A 17,131-nucleotide genomic window follows, 5' to 3' on the forward strand; every position below is an offset into this window, starting at 1 on the left:
TTTTAGCTAAAGGCCGTGCTTGCAAGCGAAAGCACTTAGATGGGCGTATTAGAGGTGATAAACATCAATAACTTGGTTGATGTAATCATTTTTAAGTACCACATATTTATTTAAAATTTGTGGCTTATCACCTGACAAATCGATTTCGTAACGCGACATACCGAAGTAGCTGTACGACTTTTGATAGCGGTAACTTAAAGTGTTCCAGTTAAAACGTACAACAACTTTGTCTTCATGACGTTCAAGAATTTCAATGTTGTTTACATTGTGGCTAGTACGTGTATCCGGCATGGTTGCAGAAGAACGTTCTGTTTTAATACGGAACACGCGATCTTCTAAACCTTGACGATCTGGATAATAAATTAACGAGATTTCAGATTGTGGATCTTCAGTTAAGGTATTGTAGTCATCCCAAGATGGCATCCAGTAAGATGCTGTAGGTGCATAGCACTCTAACCATTCATCCCATTGCTCATCATCAAGTAGGCGCGCTTCTTTAAATAAAAACTGGCTTACTGATTCTAAAGTTGCTTCAAGATTCGCGTTGCTCATGCGTGATCTCCTTGTTCAGCTAAAGCTTGTTCTGCTTTAATCGCACGTTTCATTTCTGCTAACCAATGTTGATGCTGTGCAAGGTATAAACCTTCATCTTCAGTTTTAATACCAGAAAGCTTTGGTTTAAGACCGATTTCATTTGCAGCATCATCTGGACCATTGATCCAATGCTTAGAACCACGGCACATATCGTTCCATTCAAGTTCGATACCTGCATAACCTGCTTGACATGCGCGGAATTCTTCTAAGTCATCTGGCGTTGCCATACCTGAAGCGTTGAAGAAGTCTTCATATTGACGGATACGGCGTGCACGTGCTTCTGGCTCTTCACCTACAGGCGCGATACAGTAGATGGTCACTTCAGTTTTATCGACAGAGATCGGGCGAAGTACACGGATTTGTGAACCAAACTGATCCATCAAGTAAACGTTTGGATACAAGCAAAGGTTACGTGAACGCTCGATCATCCACTTCGACATTGCAGGGCTGAATTTTTCAGCATATTCGTCTGCTTTAGGGAAGTTAGGACGGTCTTCAGGGTTCGCCCATTGTGTCCAAAGCAGCATGTGACCGTTTTCAAAACCGTAAGAACCACCGCCTTGTTTACCCCAAGAACCAGCGCTCATTGCACGGATGTTGTCACCAGCTTCTTTTTCTTTACGTTGTTGCGTAGTCGCAGCGTAGTTCCAGTGAACTGCAGATACGTGGTAACCGTCTGCACCGTTTTCAGCAGTCAGTTTCCAGTTACCTTCATAGGTATATGTTGAAGCACCACGTAAAACTTCTAAACCTTGATCAGACTGACCAACGATCATGTCGATAATTTTTGTGGTTTCACCTAAGAATTCTTCTAATGGTAATACGTCTGGGTTTAAGCTACCAAATAAGAAGCCTTTATAGCTTTCAAATTTCGCCACTTTTTTAAGGTCGTGTGAACCTTCTTTGTTAAAGCAATCAGAATAACCTGCATCTGTTGGATCTTTAACTTTTAAAAGTTTACCCGAGTTGTTGAAGGTCCAACCATGGAATGGGCAGGTATAGGTTGCTTTGTTACCACGTTTGTTACGGCAAAGCTGTGCACCACGGTGTGAACATGCATTGATCATTGCATTTAACTCACCTTGGCGGTTACGTGCAATCAGGATTGGTTGACGACCAATATATGTTGTGTAGTAATCATTATTATTTGGAATCTGGCTTTCGTGCGCCAAGTAAACCCAGTTGCCTTCAAAGATGTATTTCATCTCTAAATCAAAAAGGGCTTGATCAGTGAAAACTGAACGATGAAGTTTAAACTCACCTGTCTCAAAGTTGTCTACAAGTAACTCATCAAGACGATCTAGATGGCTAGTATTAATTACAGGAATACGTGGCATGGACGTTCTCCGACTTTCCAAATTGAGGGGAAGTCATCGGGATAATTGACATATTATCCCGATTCCGACTGAATAATTATGCTGATGCGCGGCGGCGTTCAACTTCAGTTGAAGGTGCACCTTCAACGTCTTTTACTAATTCAATGTCAAATTGAATGTGTTTGAACGCACCTTTAAGGCCACGCCGAGCGATTTCAGCTTCATCAGTTACGTCTACGGCAGTTGCTACTAAGCCATCACGTGTTGCGAATGCAAAGTCATCCCAAAGGTATTGATCGCCTTCGATGTTAAACTGAGTGGTTAGCTTACGGTAACCAGGTGCAGTTACGAAGTAGTGAACGTGTGAAGGGCGGTTACCGTGACGACCAAGTTTGTCTAAGACAAATTGAGTCGTACCTTGTGGAGGGCAACCATAACCTACAGGCATAGTTGTTAATGCAGTGTATTGACCTTGTGCATCAGTTAAGATTGAACGACGTAAGTTGAAGTCAGATTGTGACTTATCAAAGAACGAGTAGTTACCTAAGCTGTTTGCATGCCAAACTTCAACTTTAGCACCTTCAATGATGTTACCTTGCGTATCTTTAACGATACCTTCGATAATTAAAGTTGGGATTTTACCCTCTTCAGAACCATCATCCATACGCGCAAAGCCAACAGATTCAGGTGCGCCTGCAACATATAATGGACCTTCAATGGTACGTGGCGTACCACCTGTGATGCCTGCTTTCGCATCAGCTTCGTCAGCACGTAAATCAAGATAATGCTCTAGACCTAAACCAGCAGCTAAAAGTCCAAGTTCATTGGCTTGACCTGCATCAGTAAAATATTCAAGACCTTTCCAAAGTTCTGTTTGGCTGATGTCTAAATCTTCAATGGCTTGGAACAAATCTCCAAGTAAACGCACCACAATTTGTTGTACACGCGCATCCACTGGACCTGTTGCCGTGTCTACGTTCATTTGTTTAACTAAAGCATCAATTTCTTGGCGATTCATACATTTACTCCTGTAAACCTGTATGGCAAGCACATTCATCGCAATTTAAATTAAGCTGGCGAGATGGCTGGCCGTTTTCCTTTTTAGGACAATAAGGGGGTCAAGATGCAGGAAAAACCTGCATCTCTACTGAAAATTTAAATTAATTAAAGTGGCTTAAATTAACGATCGTCTTCACGAATTGAAGAGGGATGACGATTTAAAGCCATCACTTCAATTTGCATATACGGATACAATGGTAAACCTTGTAAAATCGTATGTAGCTCTTCGTTACTTTCGACATCAAAAATACTGATGTTGGAATATTGACCAGTGATACGCCAAATGTGACGCCACTTTCCTTGCTGCTGTAATTCTTGCGAATAGGCTTTTTCTACAGCTTTAATTTCATTGGCTTGTTCAACCGGCATATCACGTGGGATATTGACATCCATGCGTACTTGAAACAGCATGTTTCACTCCTTCTTAAATTCTGGGGTTACTGACGACGTAAGTTGTCAATCTTGTTCAGATCCAGTTCTAGACCTAAACCTGCCGTTTGTGGCAAATGTAATTCGAAATCTTGGTATTGCAGTGGCGTTGTTAAAATGTCTTCGGTCAGTAGCAATGGGCCAAAAAGTTCAGTTCCATAGGCTAAGTTTTCAAAAGTAGAGAACACATGTGCTGAGGCAATGGTTCCAACAGGACCTTCGAGCATTGTGCCACCATAGAGGTCAATGCCAGCTAGACGAGCGATGGTGCCCACTTCGCAGCCTTCAATTAAACCACCTGATTGCGCAACTTTAACTGCAAATACAGATGCTGCATGACGTTTGGCTAAGCGATATGCAGTACTTGGGCCCATGAGTGACTCGTCTGCCATGATGGCAATATCAAAGCGCTGAGTTAAACGTTGCATCGCATCAATATTATCAATCGCACATGGTTGCTCAATTAAATCAACACCGCCATCTTGGAGTAATTGAATGCCTTTAATCGCTTCTAATTCAGTCCAAGCACGGTTGACATCGACACGGATTGACACGTCTTTACCCAAGGCTTGTTTAATTGCAAGCACATGTTCGACATCAGCTTCAACTGGGCTTGAACCAATTTTAAGTTTAAAGATATTATGGCGTTTGGCTGCTACCATGCGTTTTGCTTCAGCAATATCTTTTTCTGTATCGCCAGATGCAAGCACCCACAGTACTGGCACGCTGTCACGTAAGCGACCACCTAATAATTCAGAGACAGGTACACCTAGACGCTGTGCTTGAATATCGAGTAACGCAGTTTGAATTGCACATTTGGCAAAACGGTTACCATTAATATTCTTTTTTAAGACTTGTAATGTTTGTGCAATATTTAAACCAGATAATGTTTTTAACAGTGGGGCAAAATAGGTTTCAATATTAGTTTTGACACTTTCAGGGCTTTCATCGCCATAACCTAAACCACCAATAGTGGTTGCTTCACCCCAGCCCACAAAGCCATCAGCCGTACTGATTTTTACCAACACCAAGGTTTGGGTTTGCATCGTTGCAACCGCCATTTTGTGTGGGCGGATGGTTGGAATTTCCACCAAAATTGTTTCTATTGCTGTGTACATAATCTCTTCCGGGCTGTACTTGCGTTTCGCTGTTCTTGCATATACCTTAAAAGAATAAATTTTTGATGTCGAAGATCAAATTAGCATTTTTTTATACCTTTAAGATATTAAGTTAAGGAGTGAGCCCATGGAACTGCGACATCTACGTTATTTTGTCGCCGTGGCGGAAACCAAGAGTTTTACCAAAGCAGCAGAACGTTTATTCATTGCTCAACCCCCGCTAAGCCGCCAAATACAACAGCTTGAAGCAGAAATTGGGGTGCAATTATTTGAACGCGGTACACGTCCATTACAGTTAACCGAAGCAGGGCAATTCTTTTACCAACATGCAGTTAAACTTTTGTCTAATGCTGAAGAAGTCAAATCGATGACCACGCGAATAGGTATCGTTGAACGTAGTATCAAAATTGGCTTTGTGGCGTCATTGTTGTATGGATTATTGTCAAAAATTATTTATGTATTTCGTCAGCAACAGCCAAATTTAAAAGTTGAACTGATTGAAATGTCGACTTTTGAGCAGATTCAAGCACTTAAAAAAGGTCAAATTGATGTTGGGTTTGGGCGCTTACGTATTTCTGATCCGCATATAAAGCGGATTTTATTACGTGAAGAGCCCTTAGTGGTCGCGGTGCATCAGAGTCATCCTTTAGCTCAACAAGCTAACATTAGTTTGGCTGAAATTGAACAAGAAAATTTGTTTTTATATCCCAATATTGCTGGGGCTAACTTTGCCACCCAAGTGCAGGGGATCTTTGCAGAACATAGCTTGACGCCCAAAAGCATCAAATTGGTGCGTGAGATTCAATTGGCATTAGGCTTAGTGGCGGCAGCCGAAGGCGTATGTGTGGTACCAGAAAGTGCCAAATCTATCCAGTTGGCGCATGTACATTATATTCCGATCATTGATCATGACGCGGTTAGTCCTGTCTTTATGGCAATTCGTAATTTAGATGCCGCCGATGACTTACGTGCTTTGTTTGACTGTATCTATCAAGTCTATGATTTAGAAGCAATCGAATATGATAGATCTGTATTTTAAAGTATTGAATATCTATATATCTTCAAAAAATGGCACTTTTAAAGTATAAGTCTATGCTTAAACGGTTTTGGACAAAGTAGTTTGAATCGCGCATTGTGCACAGCAGATTGTTCTTCACAGTAAGGAGGTGAAGTATGGCTGAGCAGATTCAAATTCAGCGTGTGGTGGATGAAGCAAAATTCCGCCCATTCCATTGGAGCGTGCTGCTATGGTGTTTAAGCATTATCATTTTTGATGGCTATGATCTGGTCATTTATGGTGTTGCGCTGCCTCTATTGATGCAAGAGTGGGGCTTAACGACCGTTCAAGCAGGCTTACTGGCCAGTAGTGCTTTGTTTGGTATGATGTTTGGTGCTATGGGCTTTGGCACTTTGGCAGATCGTTTAGGTCGTAAAAAAACCATTTTAATTTGTGTGGCTATTTTCAGTGGTTTCACCTTTTTAGGTGCTTTTGCCGAAAATCCGACCCAATTTGCAGTGTTGCGCTTTCTAGCTGGACTGGGTATTGGAGGCGTGATGCCCAATGTAGTTGCGCTTATGACTGAATATGCACCTAAACGTATTCGTAGTACTTTGGTGGCACTCATGTTTAGTGGTTATGCCATTGGTGGTATGAGTTCAGCATTACTTGGAGCATGGTTGGTCGGTGACTATGGCTGGAAAATCATGTTTTACATTGCAGGCATCCCATGTTTATTTTTGCCTGTATTATGGAAATATTTACCTGAATCATTAATGTTTTTAACTCAAAAACAGCAAAATGATGAGGTTGCTAAAATTGTGCATAAAATCGCACCTGAACAGCGTGTAACTGCGCAAACTCAGTTTGTTTTGCCTGAAATCAATGTTGCAGATCAAGCACCTTTAAAAGCGTTATTCCAGCAAGGGCGTAGCTTGAGTACCTTTATGTTTTGGCTGGCATTTTTTATGTGCTTATTGATGGTGTATGCGCTTGGCAGTTGGTTACCAAAATTGATGATTCAAGCGGGTTACTCATTGGGTGCCAGTATGCTGTTCTTATTTGCCTTAAATATTGGCGGTATGCTGGGTGCGATTGGCGGTGGCATGTTAGCTGACCGTTTCCATATTAAAAAAGTACTCACTAGTTTATTCGTTGTGGGGGCAGTGGCCTTAATTTTACTCGGATTTAATAGTCCACAACTGGTGCTGTATAGTTTAATTGCCATTGCAGGTGCAGCAACAATTGGTTCGCAAATCCTACTTTATACTTTCGTCGCACAGTTTTATCCTGCCAACGTGCGTTCCACAGGCATGGGCTGGGCATCTGGGATTGGGCGTATTGGTGCTATTGTCGGTCCTGTACTCACAGGAGCATTGTTGACTTTTGAGTTAGCCCATCAAATGAACTTTTTATTGATTGCTATTCCTGGCGTAATTGCTGCGCTTGCGATTTACTTAGTCAATCTTAAGGTTTCAGTGGATGGACAGCCATCTTCTCAAACGACTACAGAGCCAGAGCAAAATCGATTAAATTTAGATCGTCCATCAAGCAGATAAGTGGTAGCAGCTAGATGCGCTATTGATGAACATAGCGCATCATGCACCGTTTTGATATATTTTAATCAAAATACTTGCGTATTTGATTTAGCTGTGTATAATTGGAGCCACTAAAATAATAATACTGTTGTTATCGCAAATCTTTTCATCTCGTTGTTCCCTTCGTTTTATCAGATTTTTTCGTTGCAAAGTTTATTGTCTTAGGCACTATGGCACAAGCCATATAAAGTTTTTAAAGTATAGGAAAAATCTATGTCAAACGTAGTAACTGGCACAGTTAAATGGTTTAACGAAACTAAAGGTTTTGGTTTTATTGCAGCAGATTCTGGCGAAGACGTGTTTGCACACTACAGCCAAATCCAAGTTAAAGGCTTCAAAGTATTGCAAGAAGGCCAACGCGTTCAATTCGAAATCGTTGCTGGTCCTAAAGGCTCTCAAGCTAACGCGATTAGCCCACTTTAATTTTTCTTTTTAGAAAATAAAGTGAAAAAAACCCATGCCTTGCATGGGTTTTTTGTGTCTTACTCTGGGCAATCTTGTTTAAACTGACGTGCTGCAAAGTATAAGAAAATCGATGTAATCAATAGTGCCACAGGAATGACGTATAAGGCATGATGTAAGCCAATCGCTTTAAACTGTTCTAACATGACCGCAGAACCTGAAGCGAGCATTGCCGCATTCGAAAAATGATCAGATAAAGCCCCTACGACTACGGGTCCAAAAGCACCACCTAAAATATACATGCAGGCAAAATACACAGCTACCGCAGTCGCGCGTAAATTTGGTTGTACGACATCCTGAATGGCAGGATACACCGTAGTGTAATAATTATAAGAGGCTAACCAACCAATACTAAGTAGAATCACTACAGCAGTTAAGGACTGATTTCCTAGATATAAAGCAATTGCAATAAAGATTGAGGAAATAAATAAGCTAATTGCTCCGAATAGTAAACGACCGCCAGCCAGACGTTGATGAGCACGATCGGCGACCATACCACCCAATACTAAGCCAATTAAGCCAGTGACACCGACTACGCAACCTGTAATCACGGCGGCATGGGTCAGGCTTAAACCAAAATAGCGTTGGAACAGCGGTACAAAAAAGGCATTACCCGCATAAGCGGCAAAATTCATGCTAACACCCGATAAAATTAACCAACGTAGAGTTTTAATTTTAAGCAGTTGGCGCACGGGCTGATGTACGGTTTGTGCTGGTGCAGCAGTGGCAGTTTTTAACTGTTGACGTTGAGGCTCTTTCATACGAAAGAAAAAGATCGCCAATAAAATACCAGGCACTGCCGCCAGTAAAAATGGTGCGCGCCAACTATTGAAGTATTCGGCAATGGAGCCCACGGTAAAAAATGCCAGTAATAAACCAATGGGTAAACCGAGCATAAAAATTCCCACAGCACGGGCACGGCGTTCAGGTGGAAATAAGTCGGCAATGAGTGAGTTGGCAGCAGGAGCATAACTGGCTTCACCAATCCCCACTCCAATGCGTACCAGAAAAAACGACACATAGTTCCAAGCGGCTGCATTCATGGCAGTAAAGCCACTCCAAATCAGTAAGCCCCAACCAATAATATTTTTACGTGAACCCTTATCTGCCAGGCGTCCAAAAGGTAAACCGGCTACCGCATAAACTAAAGTAAATGCGGCAGTGACTAAACCTAATTGTAAGTCACTGAGTTTAAACTCAAACCGTAAGGGCTCAATAATAATTGAGGGAATAGTGCGGTCAAAAAAGTTCAGCATATTGGCCAAAAACAGAAAAAATAAAATCTTCCATGTACGCTGTTTAGTTGTTGTGGCGGGTGCGGCTTTAGCGCTTGTCGCATCGATATAACTTTCCTTAGACATTATTTAACTTCCTATTGTTCTTGTTGTTGTATATTGATAAAACAGTCTGACATGATCTATATAAACATAGTTGTATTTATACAAACAAGTCTAGGTTGGTGCTTTTAAGCTGTCATTGGTCGGGAAGCAAAAAAGTGCAGTTCAGTCGGAAAAGCGATGCAATTGCACACCAAATTGGCTACACTGCTGTATGACACTTGCTTATAACAACGAGCTACAGATGCCAAAATCAGATCCTCTCATTAAATCGCCTATGCAAACGCCTGATCCCGCTATTCGCCGTGTTTTACCGCGTGGCAGTAACAGCTTGCCGCCTGAAGTGGTGATGTTGTCACAGCGTGGGCGTTTAATTGAAGCCACAGCGTATCATTTAGATCAAAAAGGTTATGCGGCCACTTCTGTACAAGATATTATTGACCGTGCAGGGGTGTCTAAAACCACTTTTTATAAGTTGTTTAAAGATAAAGAAGATTGTTATTTACAATGTTTTGAACGTATTAGCTCGGCGCATATTAAAGTTTTACATCATGCTTATGCCAATGGCACAGACCATAAAGCCCGCTTAGAAGATGCCATTTTGGCCTATGTACAGCATATTCCGCAAAATGCAGTTTATGCCAATGCATTTTTTGCCCTTGCACCTTATACCACCAATAAAATCTTAGCCGAATTAAATGTGATTAAAAGCCATTATATGGCGGGGCTTGAATATTGGTTTAATGCCTTACCTGCACATTTTAAACCCTATCCTTTACCAACAGATATTTTTAAAATGCTGATTGAAGGTGCCATTGCCTATTGCCGCCAATGGATTATGAGTGGTTTTGAACAAAGTAGTACACAAGTACATCATTATATTTGCTATGTGATTTTTGCAGGTCTTGGGCTGAATGTTTGGGCACATCAAGCGCTGAGCCAAGCCCAAAAGGCGGCTTAAGTTGCTTCAGCCACCTCTTTTGCGGAACATTTTAGTGCTGCATGGCTTTTTCAACAAAGCGTACAGTTTGTTCTGAAGCACTGTTTAAATAATGACGTTTTTCAGATGCAGAAATTTGTTCAAAATGTTGGGCAATGATTTCAGGGGTACGCTGTTCTTTAGGAATAAAGACCCCTTCAGTTTCAAAAATATAACTTCTGGCATACACACCCGCACCCACGGCTAAAATAGTTTTAGATGGTGCGTCGGGACCTGCCAAAAATAAAGTTGCAGGAGTAATAGCCTCTGGGCTAAGTAAGGGTTTAGCGGCTTCGGGCAATAATTCATCCGTCATACGAGTATGTGCAGTTGGAGCTAACAAGTTGACTTTAATATTATATTTTTTGCCTTCGGCATCTAAGACATTCATTAAACCTAGTAAAGCAGATTTTGCTACCGCATAGTTAGTTTGACCAAAGTTGCCATATAAACCTGAAGCTGACGAGGTGAGAACAATACGACCATAATTTTGTGCCTTCATCACATCCCAAACCGCTTTGGTACAATGAACACTGCCTTTTAAATGTACATCGACCACATGCCAAAAATCATCTAAATTGGCTTTAGAAAAAGTGGAATCGCGTAAAATTCCTGCATTATTAATTAAAATATCAATACGTCCAAAGCGTTGCATCACGTCATCAACCATCTGCGTTACTGCCGTATAATCGGTAATATCCGCATAGCTGAGTAAGGCACGGCCACCTTGGGCTTGAATTTCCTCAACCACTTTGGCCGCTGCGCTTTGGTCTTGACCAGAGCCATCACGCGCCCCACCAACATCATTGACTACCACATGAACACCCAGTTTGGCCAAGGCTAAAGCATAAGATTTACCTAAACCATTGGCAGCACCCGTGACAATAGCCACTTGATCTTGAAATTGATTTTGCATCATCACTATCCTTGTAAAATATTATTTAAGCTATAAATAAATTAATCCATTCTGCCACTAAGGCAGGTTTTTCTTGACCTTGAATTTCAATGGTAACTTGAGTCACCAATTGATATTGTGATTCATTTAACGGGCTAAAGCTTTGAATTAGAATCTTTGCCCGCAGCGAACTGCCAGAGGCCACTGGGGATAAAAAGCGAATCTTGTTATAGCCATAATTAATGCCCATTTTTAAACCCTTGAGTTTAGGCAGGGTTTGCTGACTAAAATATGGTAACAGCGATAAGGTTAATAAACCGTGTGCAATAGTGCCTTGAAAGGGCGTTTGAGCCGCTTTTTGTGGGTCAGTATGAATAAATTGATGATCTAAGGTGGCATCGGCAAAGGCATTAATTCGTGCTTGATCTAATACTAGCCAAGGTGAATGTAAAGTTTGCCCGACCAAGTGTTGATAGTCTTCTAAATTCAGCATTTGATTCATGATCAGCTCCTTAACGCGTGCTTGAGTATCCGCCATCTAAAGGAATCACCGCGCCAGTAATATAATCTGAGGCTTTGGAAGCTAAAAATAAGCTGGTGCCAATTAAATCTTCAGCTTGACCAATGCGTTTTAAGGGAATGCGTTGTTCGAGTTCATTTTTATTGTGTTCTAAAACAAATTGAATCATTTGGGTGGCAAATGGGCCGGGTGCAATGGCATTCACTTGAATATGTTGTCCTGCTAAATGCCCCGCTAAATGCCGCGTCAGGTGATGTAAGGCAGCTTTACTACTCGAATATGCATAGCTGTCAAAACGCGGTACGGTTAAACCATCCATAGAGCCAATATTAATGATTTTAGCGGGTTGTTGTGCAGTGGCTGCTTGACTTAATAAAGGCAATAAAGCTTGGGTTAAAAAGAACACCGACTTAAGATTGGTGTCCATGACTTTATCCCAACCTTGTTCAGGATATTCGCCCAAAGGTGCACCCCATGTTGCGCCAGCATTATGAATCAAAATATCTAGATGCTTTTCATATTTTTGAAATTCTTGAACAAATGATTCAATTTGGCTAACATCCGATAAATCCGCAGATAAGGCATAAACTTCACCAAACTGTTTGAGCTCCTCGGCGGCTTGTTGGCATTGTGCGACTTTACGCGACACAATATAAACTTTAGCACCTTGTTGTAATAAGCCTTGGGCAATCATATAACCAATTCCACGACTACCACCTGTGACTAGCGCCACTTTTCCTTGGACATTAAATAAATTGTGCATACAGCATCCCTGTTTTTTCTATAAATACGTATTTGTTTTTTTAGGTTTTATAACTTAATCACTGCCTAAATACTAGAATTATTTTTTATATTTAGGTTAATTGTTTGTATTTATTTAAATTTTATTTATGCAAACGAATAAGACTTTCTTGTATCGCACTACACACCAATTGATTGTTTTGCCAAATAGTGCCCTGATTTAAGCCACGACCATGTTGTGCACTAGGACAATGCAATTGATAGCACAGCCATTCATCTACACGAAAATCACGATGGAAATATAAACTATGATCTAAGCTGGCACTCATTAAATTGCTGTCACTTTCGTCTAAATCTAATTGACGCAGTGCAATATTGAGTAAGCTGTAGTCTGAATAATAGGCCAAAATGGCTTGATGATAAATTTGGTGATCATATTCAAGTGCTAAAGGTTGGTAGGTCTTGGCATATTCCACGTATTCGTCTTTAACAGCATCAGTTGTTTGTTGAGCAGCTTGCGGTTCAATATGCAAATGAAAAGCTGTAGCATACTGATGTCGAAGCTGCGGCGGCTGCGCTGGATAGGGTGGCACAGTGGCTTGATAATCAAATTCGGCATATTCAATGCTCATAGAAATGAGCGCAGTAAAAATTAGCTGTCCATGTTGATAGGCATGTATTTGTCTTAAAGAAAATTTCTGTCCATCTCTTAAACATGTAACCTCATATTCAATCGGAAAATCGCTGTCTCCAGGGCGAATAAAATAGGCATGTAAGGAATTGACTGGACGATCGCAGCTTTGCGCTGCTGCCATGATGGCTTGTGCCAAAATTTGCCCGCCAAAGACACGCTTGCCAAAAAAACGCACGCTTTGTCCCATAAAGCGCTGCGCTTTGACGGGTGTTAAAGATAACAGATCAAGTAATTGTTGAGTGGCTGTTGTCATAATTTGATTCATAATGATAGAAAAAAAAGCCAATTTTATCTTCATCCTTGCATATTTTTTCAGCATAATCCAAAATTATGTTATAAAATTTAGTTTCACTCTGTGAAATAAAAAACAAAAAAAGCCACAATAAAGGAAGTATTGCAGCATATGGGCGCATTAACTGGATTTCGTGTATTAGATTTAAGCCGTATTTTAGCTGGACCTTGGTGTAGTCAAATTTTGGCAGATTTAGGTGCTGAAGTGATTAAAGTAGAACGACCACAGGCAGGCGATGACACCCGAATTTGGGGTCCACCATGGCTCAAAGATAATCAAGGCAAGCCTACAGGTGAATCGGCTTATTATTTATCGGCCAATCGTAATAAACATTCAGTGGCGATTGATTTGGCCAGTCCCGAAGGTCAAGCCCTAATTTTGAAAATGGTGGCTAGTGCTGATGTGGTGATTGAAAACTATAAAGCAGGTTCTTTAAAAAAATATGGCTTGGATTATGCCAGTCTTGCCCAAGTAAATCCCAGATTAGTCTATTGTTCGATTACAGGATTTGGGCAAAATGGCCCCCGCGCTCAGCAACCCGGCTACGATTTTATTATTCAAGGCATGGGTGGCATGATGAGCGTAACAGGGGAGCGTGATGATTTACCCGGTGGCGGGCCGCAAAAAGCGGGTCTAGCCTTTGCGGATTTAACCACAGGTCTATATGCAGCGATTGCCATTCAAGCGGCGCTGTTGTCACGGCATCAAACTGGTGAAGGGCAACATATTGATATGGCGCTATTAGATACCCAAGTTGCCTCGCTTTCGGTGTTGGCGATGAATTATTTAACCTCTGGTAAAGTGCCGGGACGCTTTGGTAATGCACATGCTAATATTGTGCCTTATCAAGTATTTAAAGCGCGTCAAGGTGAATTTATTATTGCTTGTGGTAATGACGGACAATTTGATGCGCTGTGCCAAAGTATTGGTTTAGCTGACTTGTCCCAAGACCCACGTTTTCAGCGTAATTCAGGTCGCGTCGAACACCGTGATATTTTAACCCAGCTTTTACAGCGGCATTTTATGCAACATGAAGCCCAATATTGGGTTGAGCTAATTGATGCGGTGGGTGTACCCGTGGGTATGATTAATAACTTAGCGCAGGCATTAGAGGAAGAACAAGTGCAAGCGCGTGAGATGCTTATTAAAATGCCACATCGTTTACGCGATGATTATCAATCGATTGGTTCACCGATCAAACTGTCAAAAACACCAGTCGAATATAAAAAAGCACCACCGTGTTTAGGTGAAGACACTGACCAAATCTTAGCTGAATTTTTAACTGAAGCTGAATTAAACAGCTTAAAAGCACGCGGCATTATTCAACAAAGTGCCTAATCTCTAAAAATAACGTCAATAAAAACAAGGATGAGTCATATGCGCTGTTATTGTGTACAAGAACATGGTGCGCCATTACAACAAATCAATTTACCCATACCTGAGCCTCAGGGTACAGAGGTGCTGATTAAAGTCCATGCTGCTGGCTTATGTCATACTGACCTGCATTTGTGGGATGGTTATTACGATTTAGGACAAGGTAAAAAACTGTCTTTGGCAGAGCGTGGGGTGAAACCACCCTTAACTTTAAGCCATGAAATTAGTGGCGAGGTAGTGGCTTATGGCGATCAGGTTGCAGATTTAGCTGTAGGTACACAAGCCTTATTACACCCATGGATTGGTTGCGGTGCTTGCCGTTATTGTAAAAATGAACAAGAAAATTTATGTTTAAAACCGCAGCAATTGGGCATTGTCAAACCAGGTGGCTTTGCCGAGTATATTCTCGTGCCGCATCCGCGTTATTTGGTAGATTTACAAGGTCTTGATCCAGCACAGGCAGCGCCTCTAGCTTGTGCGGGTTTAACCACGTTTAGCGCCTTAAATAAATTTGGTGCACAGATTCATCAGCAACCTGTAGTAATTATTGGTGCAGGCGGATTAGGCTTAATGGCATTGACCTTATTAAAGGCGCAAGATGCGCATGGCGCAATTTTAGTGGATATTGATGATGCTAAATTGCAAACCGCGCAGCAATTGGGCGCAATTGCCACAGTCAATAGTCAAGTTGCCGATGCAAGCCAGCAATTAAACGCGCTGACTGATGGCGGTGCAGCATTTATTTTAGATTTAGTCGGCAGTCGCAGTAGCTTAGAGTTTGCCTTAAAAACTGCTGCCCGCGGTGCGCATATTGTCGTGTGTGGCCTAATGGGCGGTGAGATTCAATTGCCGATTCCGAGCATTGCGATGCGTCCAATCACCATCCAAGGCAGCTATGTGGGTACTGTACAGGAATTACGTGCCCTATTGGATTTGGTCCGTGAGCGTGATTTAAAAATGATACCAATCCAAACTCGACCAATCACAGAGGTTAATCAGGCCTTTGATGATTTACAACAAGGTAAAGTAACAGGTCGTGTGGTGTTGTTACATGCCAGTTAACAGAATCGCTTAAAATCAAGCCAATCTTGATAAAGATTGGCTTTTTATAAGTAAGATAATCATGTTATTCGAGGACACGTTTTCCCCATAATCCATGTCCAGGCATATAACAATCCGTTCCTGCTAGATTCCAAGGGACAATTTGCCAATACATACCAGCGCGGCAAAAATTAGAGTGGTATCGACCATAAGAATCTGTCATCCATGCGCTTTGCAGATTGCCACACAACAGCAAGCAAAACGCAAAAATCAACGTTTTCATTACCGACCTCTTGAATAGAAGTACAGTATTATTGTAATGGAGTTTGAGGTCGCCCATTAGGCGAAAGTGCGCATTAGGTATGATAATAAGTGATGGAAATGCCATTCATAATACTTAAAATAAATTGCACATTCATCTAAGTTTGCTTACAAAATACTGATTGATACAGCATAAATATTTAATTCTTAGGGCAATGATCAGATTGAATTTCATTTAAACTGAGCTGAATTAAATTATTTTTACGTCCTAAGTCATAGGCATTTAATAACAAAATGAAAATACCTAGAACACCTCCCAATAGTACACAGGCCCACCAACCATAATTTTGCCAGAGTTTAAGACTCAAAAAGGACATTAAGGCCGCCCCAGAAAAATAACAGGTCATATAAATGGCATTAATCCGTGACCGTGCCGAGACAGAAATTCGATAGACCAAATTTTGATTTAAAACATGGAGTGCTGAAATACCAAAATAGGCAAAAATAAGGCCGATGATATATAAACTTAAACTTTGCTGTGCCGCCGCTAAGGGCAGCCAAGCAATAAATAAGCTGCGTGTTGCCCAATTAGCCAAAAAAGATTCCTGAGCGCGAGCAATCATTTTACCTGTCCATTGGGATGCCCAAATGCCTACCACGCCAATAATACCCATTAAACCGATTTCAAAGTCATTAAAATAATAAGGTGCTTCGGCTAAAATAAAGCTCATGGTGGTAAATAAAATACTCAGCATACCAAAAGACAAAGCACCAATCAGGCTACGGCGCAGTAAACGTGGTTCGGTTTTGACCCAATGCCATAAAGATTGGTAAATCTGTAGAGGTTGAAGTGGTAAATTGCTTTTACTTTGTGGTAATTGAAACCACATTAGTATACTAAACAATAAGATACAACAACCACTCAGCCAATACACCATATGCCATGACCACAGCGTCGAAATTAAACCTGATAAAGTACGAGCAAATAAAATCCCAATCAGTACCCCACTCATTAGCCAACCCAAGACTTCGGCACTTTTTTGTCGATTAAATAAGCTGGCTGCAAAGGGAATCAGAATTTGTGTGCTAATTGAACAAAAAGCGGCCAATAGGGTGAATGTATATAAGGTAGTGATCTGTTGGCTGGCAGCCAAACCCATTAAAGAGAGGGCAGTCAATACCATCAGCCCGCAAATATAGGCACGCTTTTCAAATAAATCGCCTAAAGGTACAAATAAACACAGGCCTAAAGTGTAGCCAATTTGACTTAACACCACCGTAAAACCTGCTTGCTCGGGCAAAATATTTAAATCTTGGGCAATAGAATAAATTAAGGGTTGATTAAAGTAGTTGCAACCTGCGCATAACGCGCAGGTGATGGCCATCATTAAAACCACTTGTTTGGATGGAGTGACTTCAGACAT

The 17,131-nt window shown here is 41.3% G+C and carries 17 protein-coding genes; 6 read left to right on the plus strand and 11 right to left on the minus strand.

The annotated features are described in order from the left end of the window. Positions 1-48: 48 nt before the first annotated feature. The 5 genes from benB to CYK47_RS09550 form a co-directional block, all read right to left on the minus strand. The gene (benB, locus tag CYK47_RS09530; RefSeq protein ID WP_122901164.1) at positions 49-552 is read right to left on the minus strand and encodes a benzoate 1,2-dioxygenase small subunit; all 504 of its coding nucleotides are present in this window, start codon (positions 550-552) and stop codon (positions 49-51) included. Beyond that, complete coding sequence (gene benA / locus CYK47_RS09535; RefSeq protein WP_122901166.1) at positions 549-1,931, minus strand: benzoate 1,2-dioxygenase large subunit; 1,383 nt, start codon at positions 1,929-1,931, stop codon at positions 549-551. Before benA ends, benB begins: the two co-directional genes overlap by 4 nt. A gap of 76 nt (positions 1,932-2,007) precedes the next feature. Next, the gene (catA, locus tag CYK47_RS09540; RefSeq protein WP_122901168.1) at positions 2,008-2,928 is read right to left on the minus strand and encodes a catechol 1,2-dioxygenase; all 921 of its coding nucleotides are present in this window, start codon (positions 2,926-2,928) and stop codon (positions 2,008-2,010) included. Positions 2,929-3,089: 161 nt separating this feature from the next. Beyond that, positions 3,090-3,380, minus strand: coding sequence for a muconolactone Delta-isomerase (catC, locus tag CYK47_RS09545; RefSeq protein WP_122901170.1), 291 nt, complete (start codon positions 3,378-3,380; stop codon positions 3,090-3,092). A 26-nt stretch (positions 3,381-3,406) separates the two neighbouring features. Beyond that, entirely contained in the window at positions 3,407-4,516 is a 1,110-nt protein-coding gene (locus CYK47_RS09550) for a muconate/chloromuconate family cycloisomerase (protein ID WP_122901172.1), read from the minus strand. Between the two features lie 127 nt (positions 4,517-4,643). On the opposite strand from CYK47_RS09550, the gene CYK47_RS09555 reads away from it, so the two are divergent. The 3 genes from CYK47_RS09555 (at position 4,644) to CYK47_RS09565 (ending at position 7,534) form a co-directional block, all read left to right on the plus strand. Further along, positions 4,644-5,555, plus strand: a complete 912-nt coding sequence (locus tag CYK47_RS09555; protein ID WP_122901174.1) for a LysR family transcriptional regulator — start codon at positions 4,644-4,646, stop codon at positions 5,553-5,555. A 134-nt stretch (positions 5,556-5,689) separates the two neighbouring features. After that, the gene (locus CYK47_RS09560; protein WP_122901176.1) at positions 5,690-7,072 is read left to right on the plus strand and encodes an MFS transporter; all 1,383 of its coding nucleotides are present in this window, start codon (positions 5,690-5,692) and stop codon (positions 7,070-7,072) included. 252 nt (positions 7,073-7,324) lie between these two features. Then, on the plus strand, positions 7,325-7,534 hold the full coding sequence (locus CYK47_RS09565; protein ID WP_122901178.1) for a cold-shock protein: 210 nt from the start codon (positions 7,325-7,327) through the stop codon (positions 7,532-7,534). Positions 7,535-7,593: 59 nt separating this feature from the next. Here CYK47_RS09565 and CYK47_RS09570 read toward each other — a convergent pair whose 3' ends face one another. After that, complete coding sequence (locus tag CYK47_RS09570; protein WP_122901180.1) at positions 7,594-8,934, minus strand: spinster family MFS transporter; 1,341 nt, start codon at positions 8,932-8,934, stop codon at positions 7,594-7,596. A gap of 220 nt (positions 8,935-9,154) precedes the next feature. Here CYK47_RS09570 and CYK47_RS09575 point away from each other — a divergent pair, with 220 nt between their 5' ends. Next, positions 9,155-9,871, plus strand: coding sequence for a TetR/AcrR family transcriptional regulator (locus CYK47_RS09575; protein WP_164709175.1), 717 nt, complete (start codon positions 9,155-9,157; stop codon positions 9,869-9,871). Positions 9,872-9,902: 31 nt separating this feature from the next. Here the strand turns inward: CYK47_RS09575 and CYK47_RS09580 are convergent, their stop codons facing one another. The 4 genes from CYK47_RS09580 to CYK47_RS09595 form a co-directional block, all read right to left on the minus strand. Continuing rightward, positions 9,903-10,805, minus strand: a complete 903-nt coding sequence (locus CYK47_RS09580) for an SDR family NAD(P)-dependent oxidoreductase (protein ID WP_122901184.1) — start codon at positions 10,803-10,805, stop codon at positions 9,903-9,905. 25 nt (positions 10,806-10,830) lie between these two features. After that, a complete protein-coding gene (locus CYK47_RS09585) occupies positions 10,831-11,286 on the minus strand; it encodes a MaoC family dehydratase (protein ID WP_122901186.1) in 456 nt (151 codons plus the stop codon). A gap of 10 nt (positions 11,287-11,296) precedes the next feature. Further along, positions 11,297-12,067 (minus strand): SDR family oxidoreductase, encoded by a 771-nt coding sequence (locus CYK47_RS09590; protein ID WP_122901188.1) that lies wholly within the window; start codon positions 12,065-12,067, stop codon positions 11,297-11,299. A 121-nt stretch (positions 12,068-12,188) separates the two neighbouring features. Then, positions 12,189-12,992, minus strand: coding sequence for an acyl-CoA thioesterase (locus CYK47_RS09595; RefSeq protein ID WP_164709176.1), 804 nt, complete (start codon positions 12,990-12,992; stop codon positions 12,189-12,191). Positions 12,993-13,142: 150 nt separating this feature from the next. Here CYK47_RS09595 and CYK47_RS09600 point away from each other — a divergent pair, with 150 nt between their 5' ends. Together CYK47_RS09600 and CYK47_RS09605 are read left to right on the plus strand one after the other, a co-directional pair. Further along, positions 13,143-14,369: a CaiB/BaiF CoA transferase family protein gene (locus CYK47_RS09600; protein ID WP_122901192.1), complete on the plus strand. Its 1,227-nt coding sequence runs from the start codon at positions 13,143-13,145 to the stop codon at positions 14,367-14,369. Between the two features lie 39 nt (positions 14,370-14,408). Next, the gene (locus CYK47_RS09605; RefSeq protein WP_122901194.1) at positions 14,409-15,467 is read left to right on the plus strand and encodes an alcohol dehydrogenase; all 1,059 of its coding nucleotides are present in this window, start codon (positions 14,409-14,411) and stop codon (positions 15,465-15,467) included. Between the two features lie 440 nt (positions 15,468-15,907). Here the strand turns inward: CYK47_RS09605 and CYK47_RS09615 are convergent, their stop codons facing one another. Beyond that, entirely contained in the window at positions 15,908-17,131 is a 1,224-nt protein-coding gene (locus CYK47_RS09615) for an MFS transporter (protein WP_122901198.1), read from the minus strand.

The sequence above is a fragment of the Acinetobacter sp. B51(2017) genome (genome assembly GCF_003711395.1).
GTDB lineage: Bacteria > Pseudomonadota > Gammaproteobacteria > Pseudomonadales > Moraxellaceae > Acinetobacter.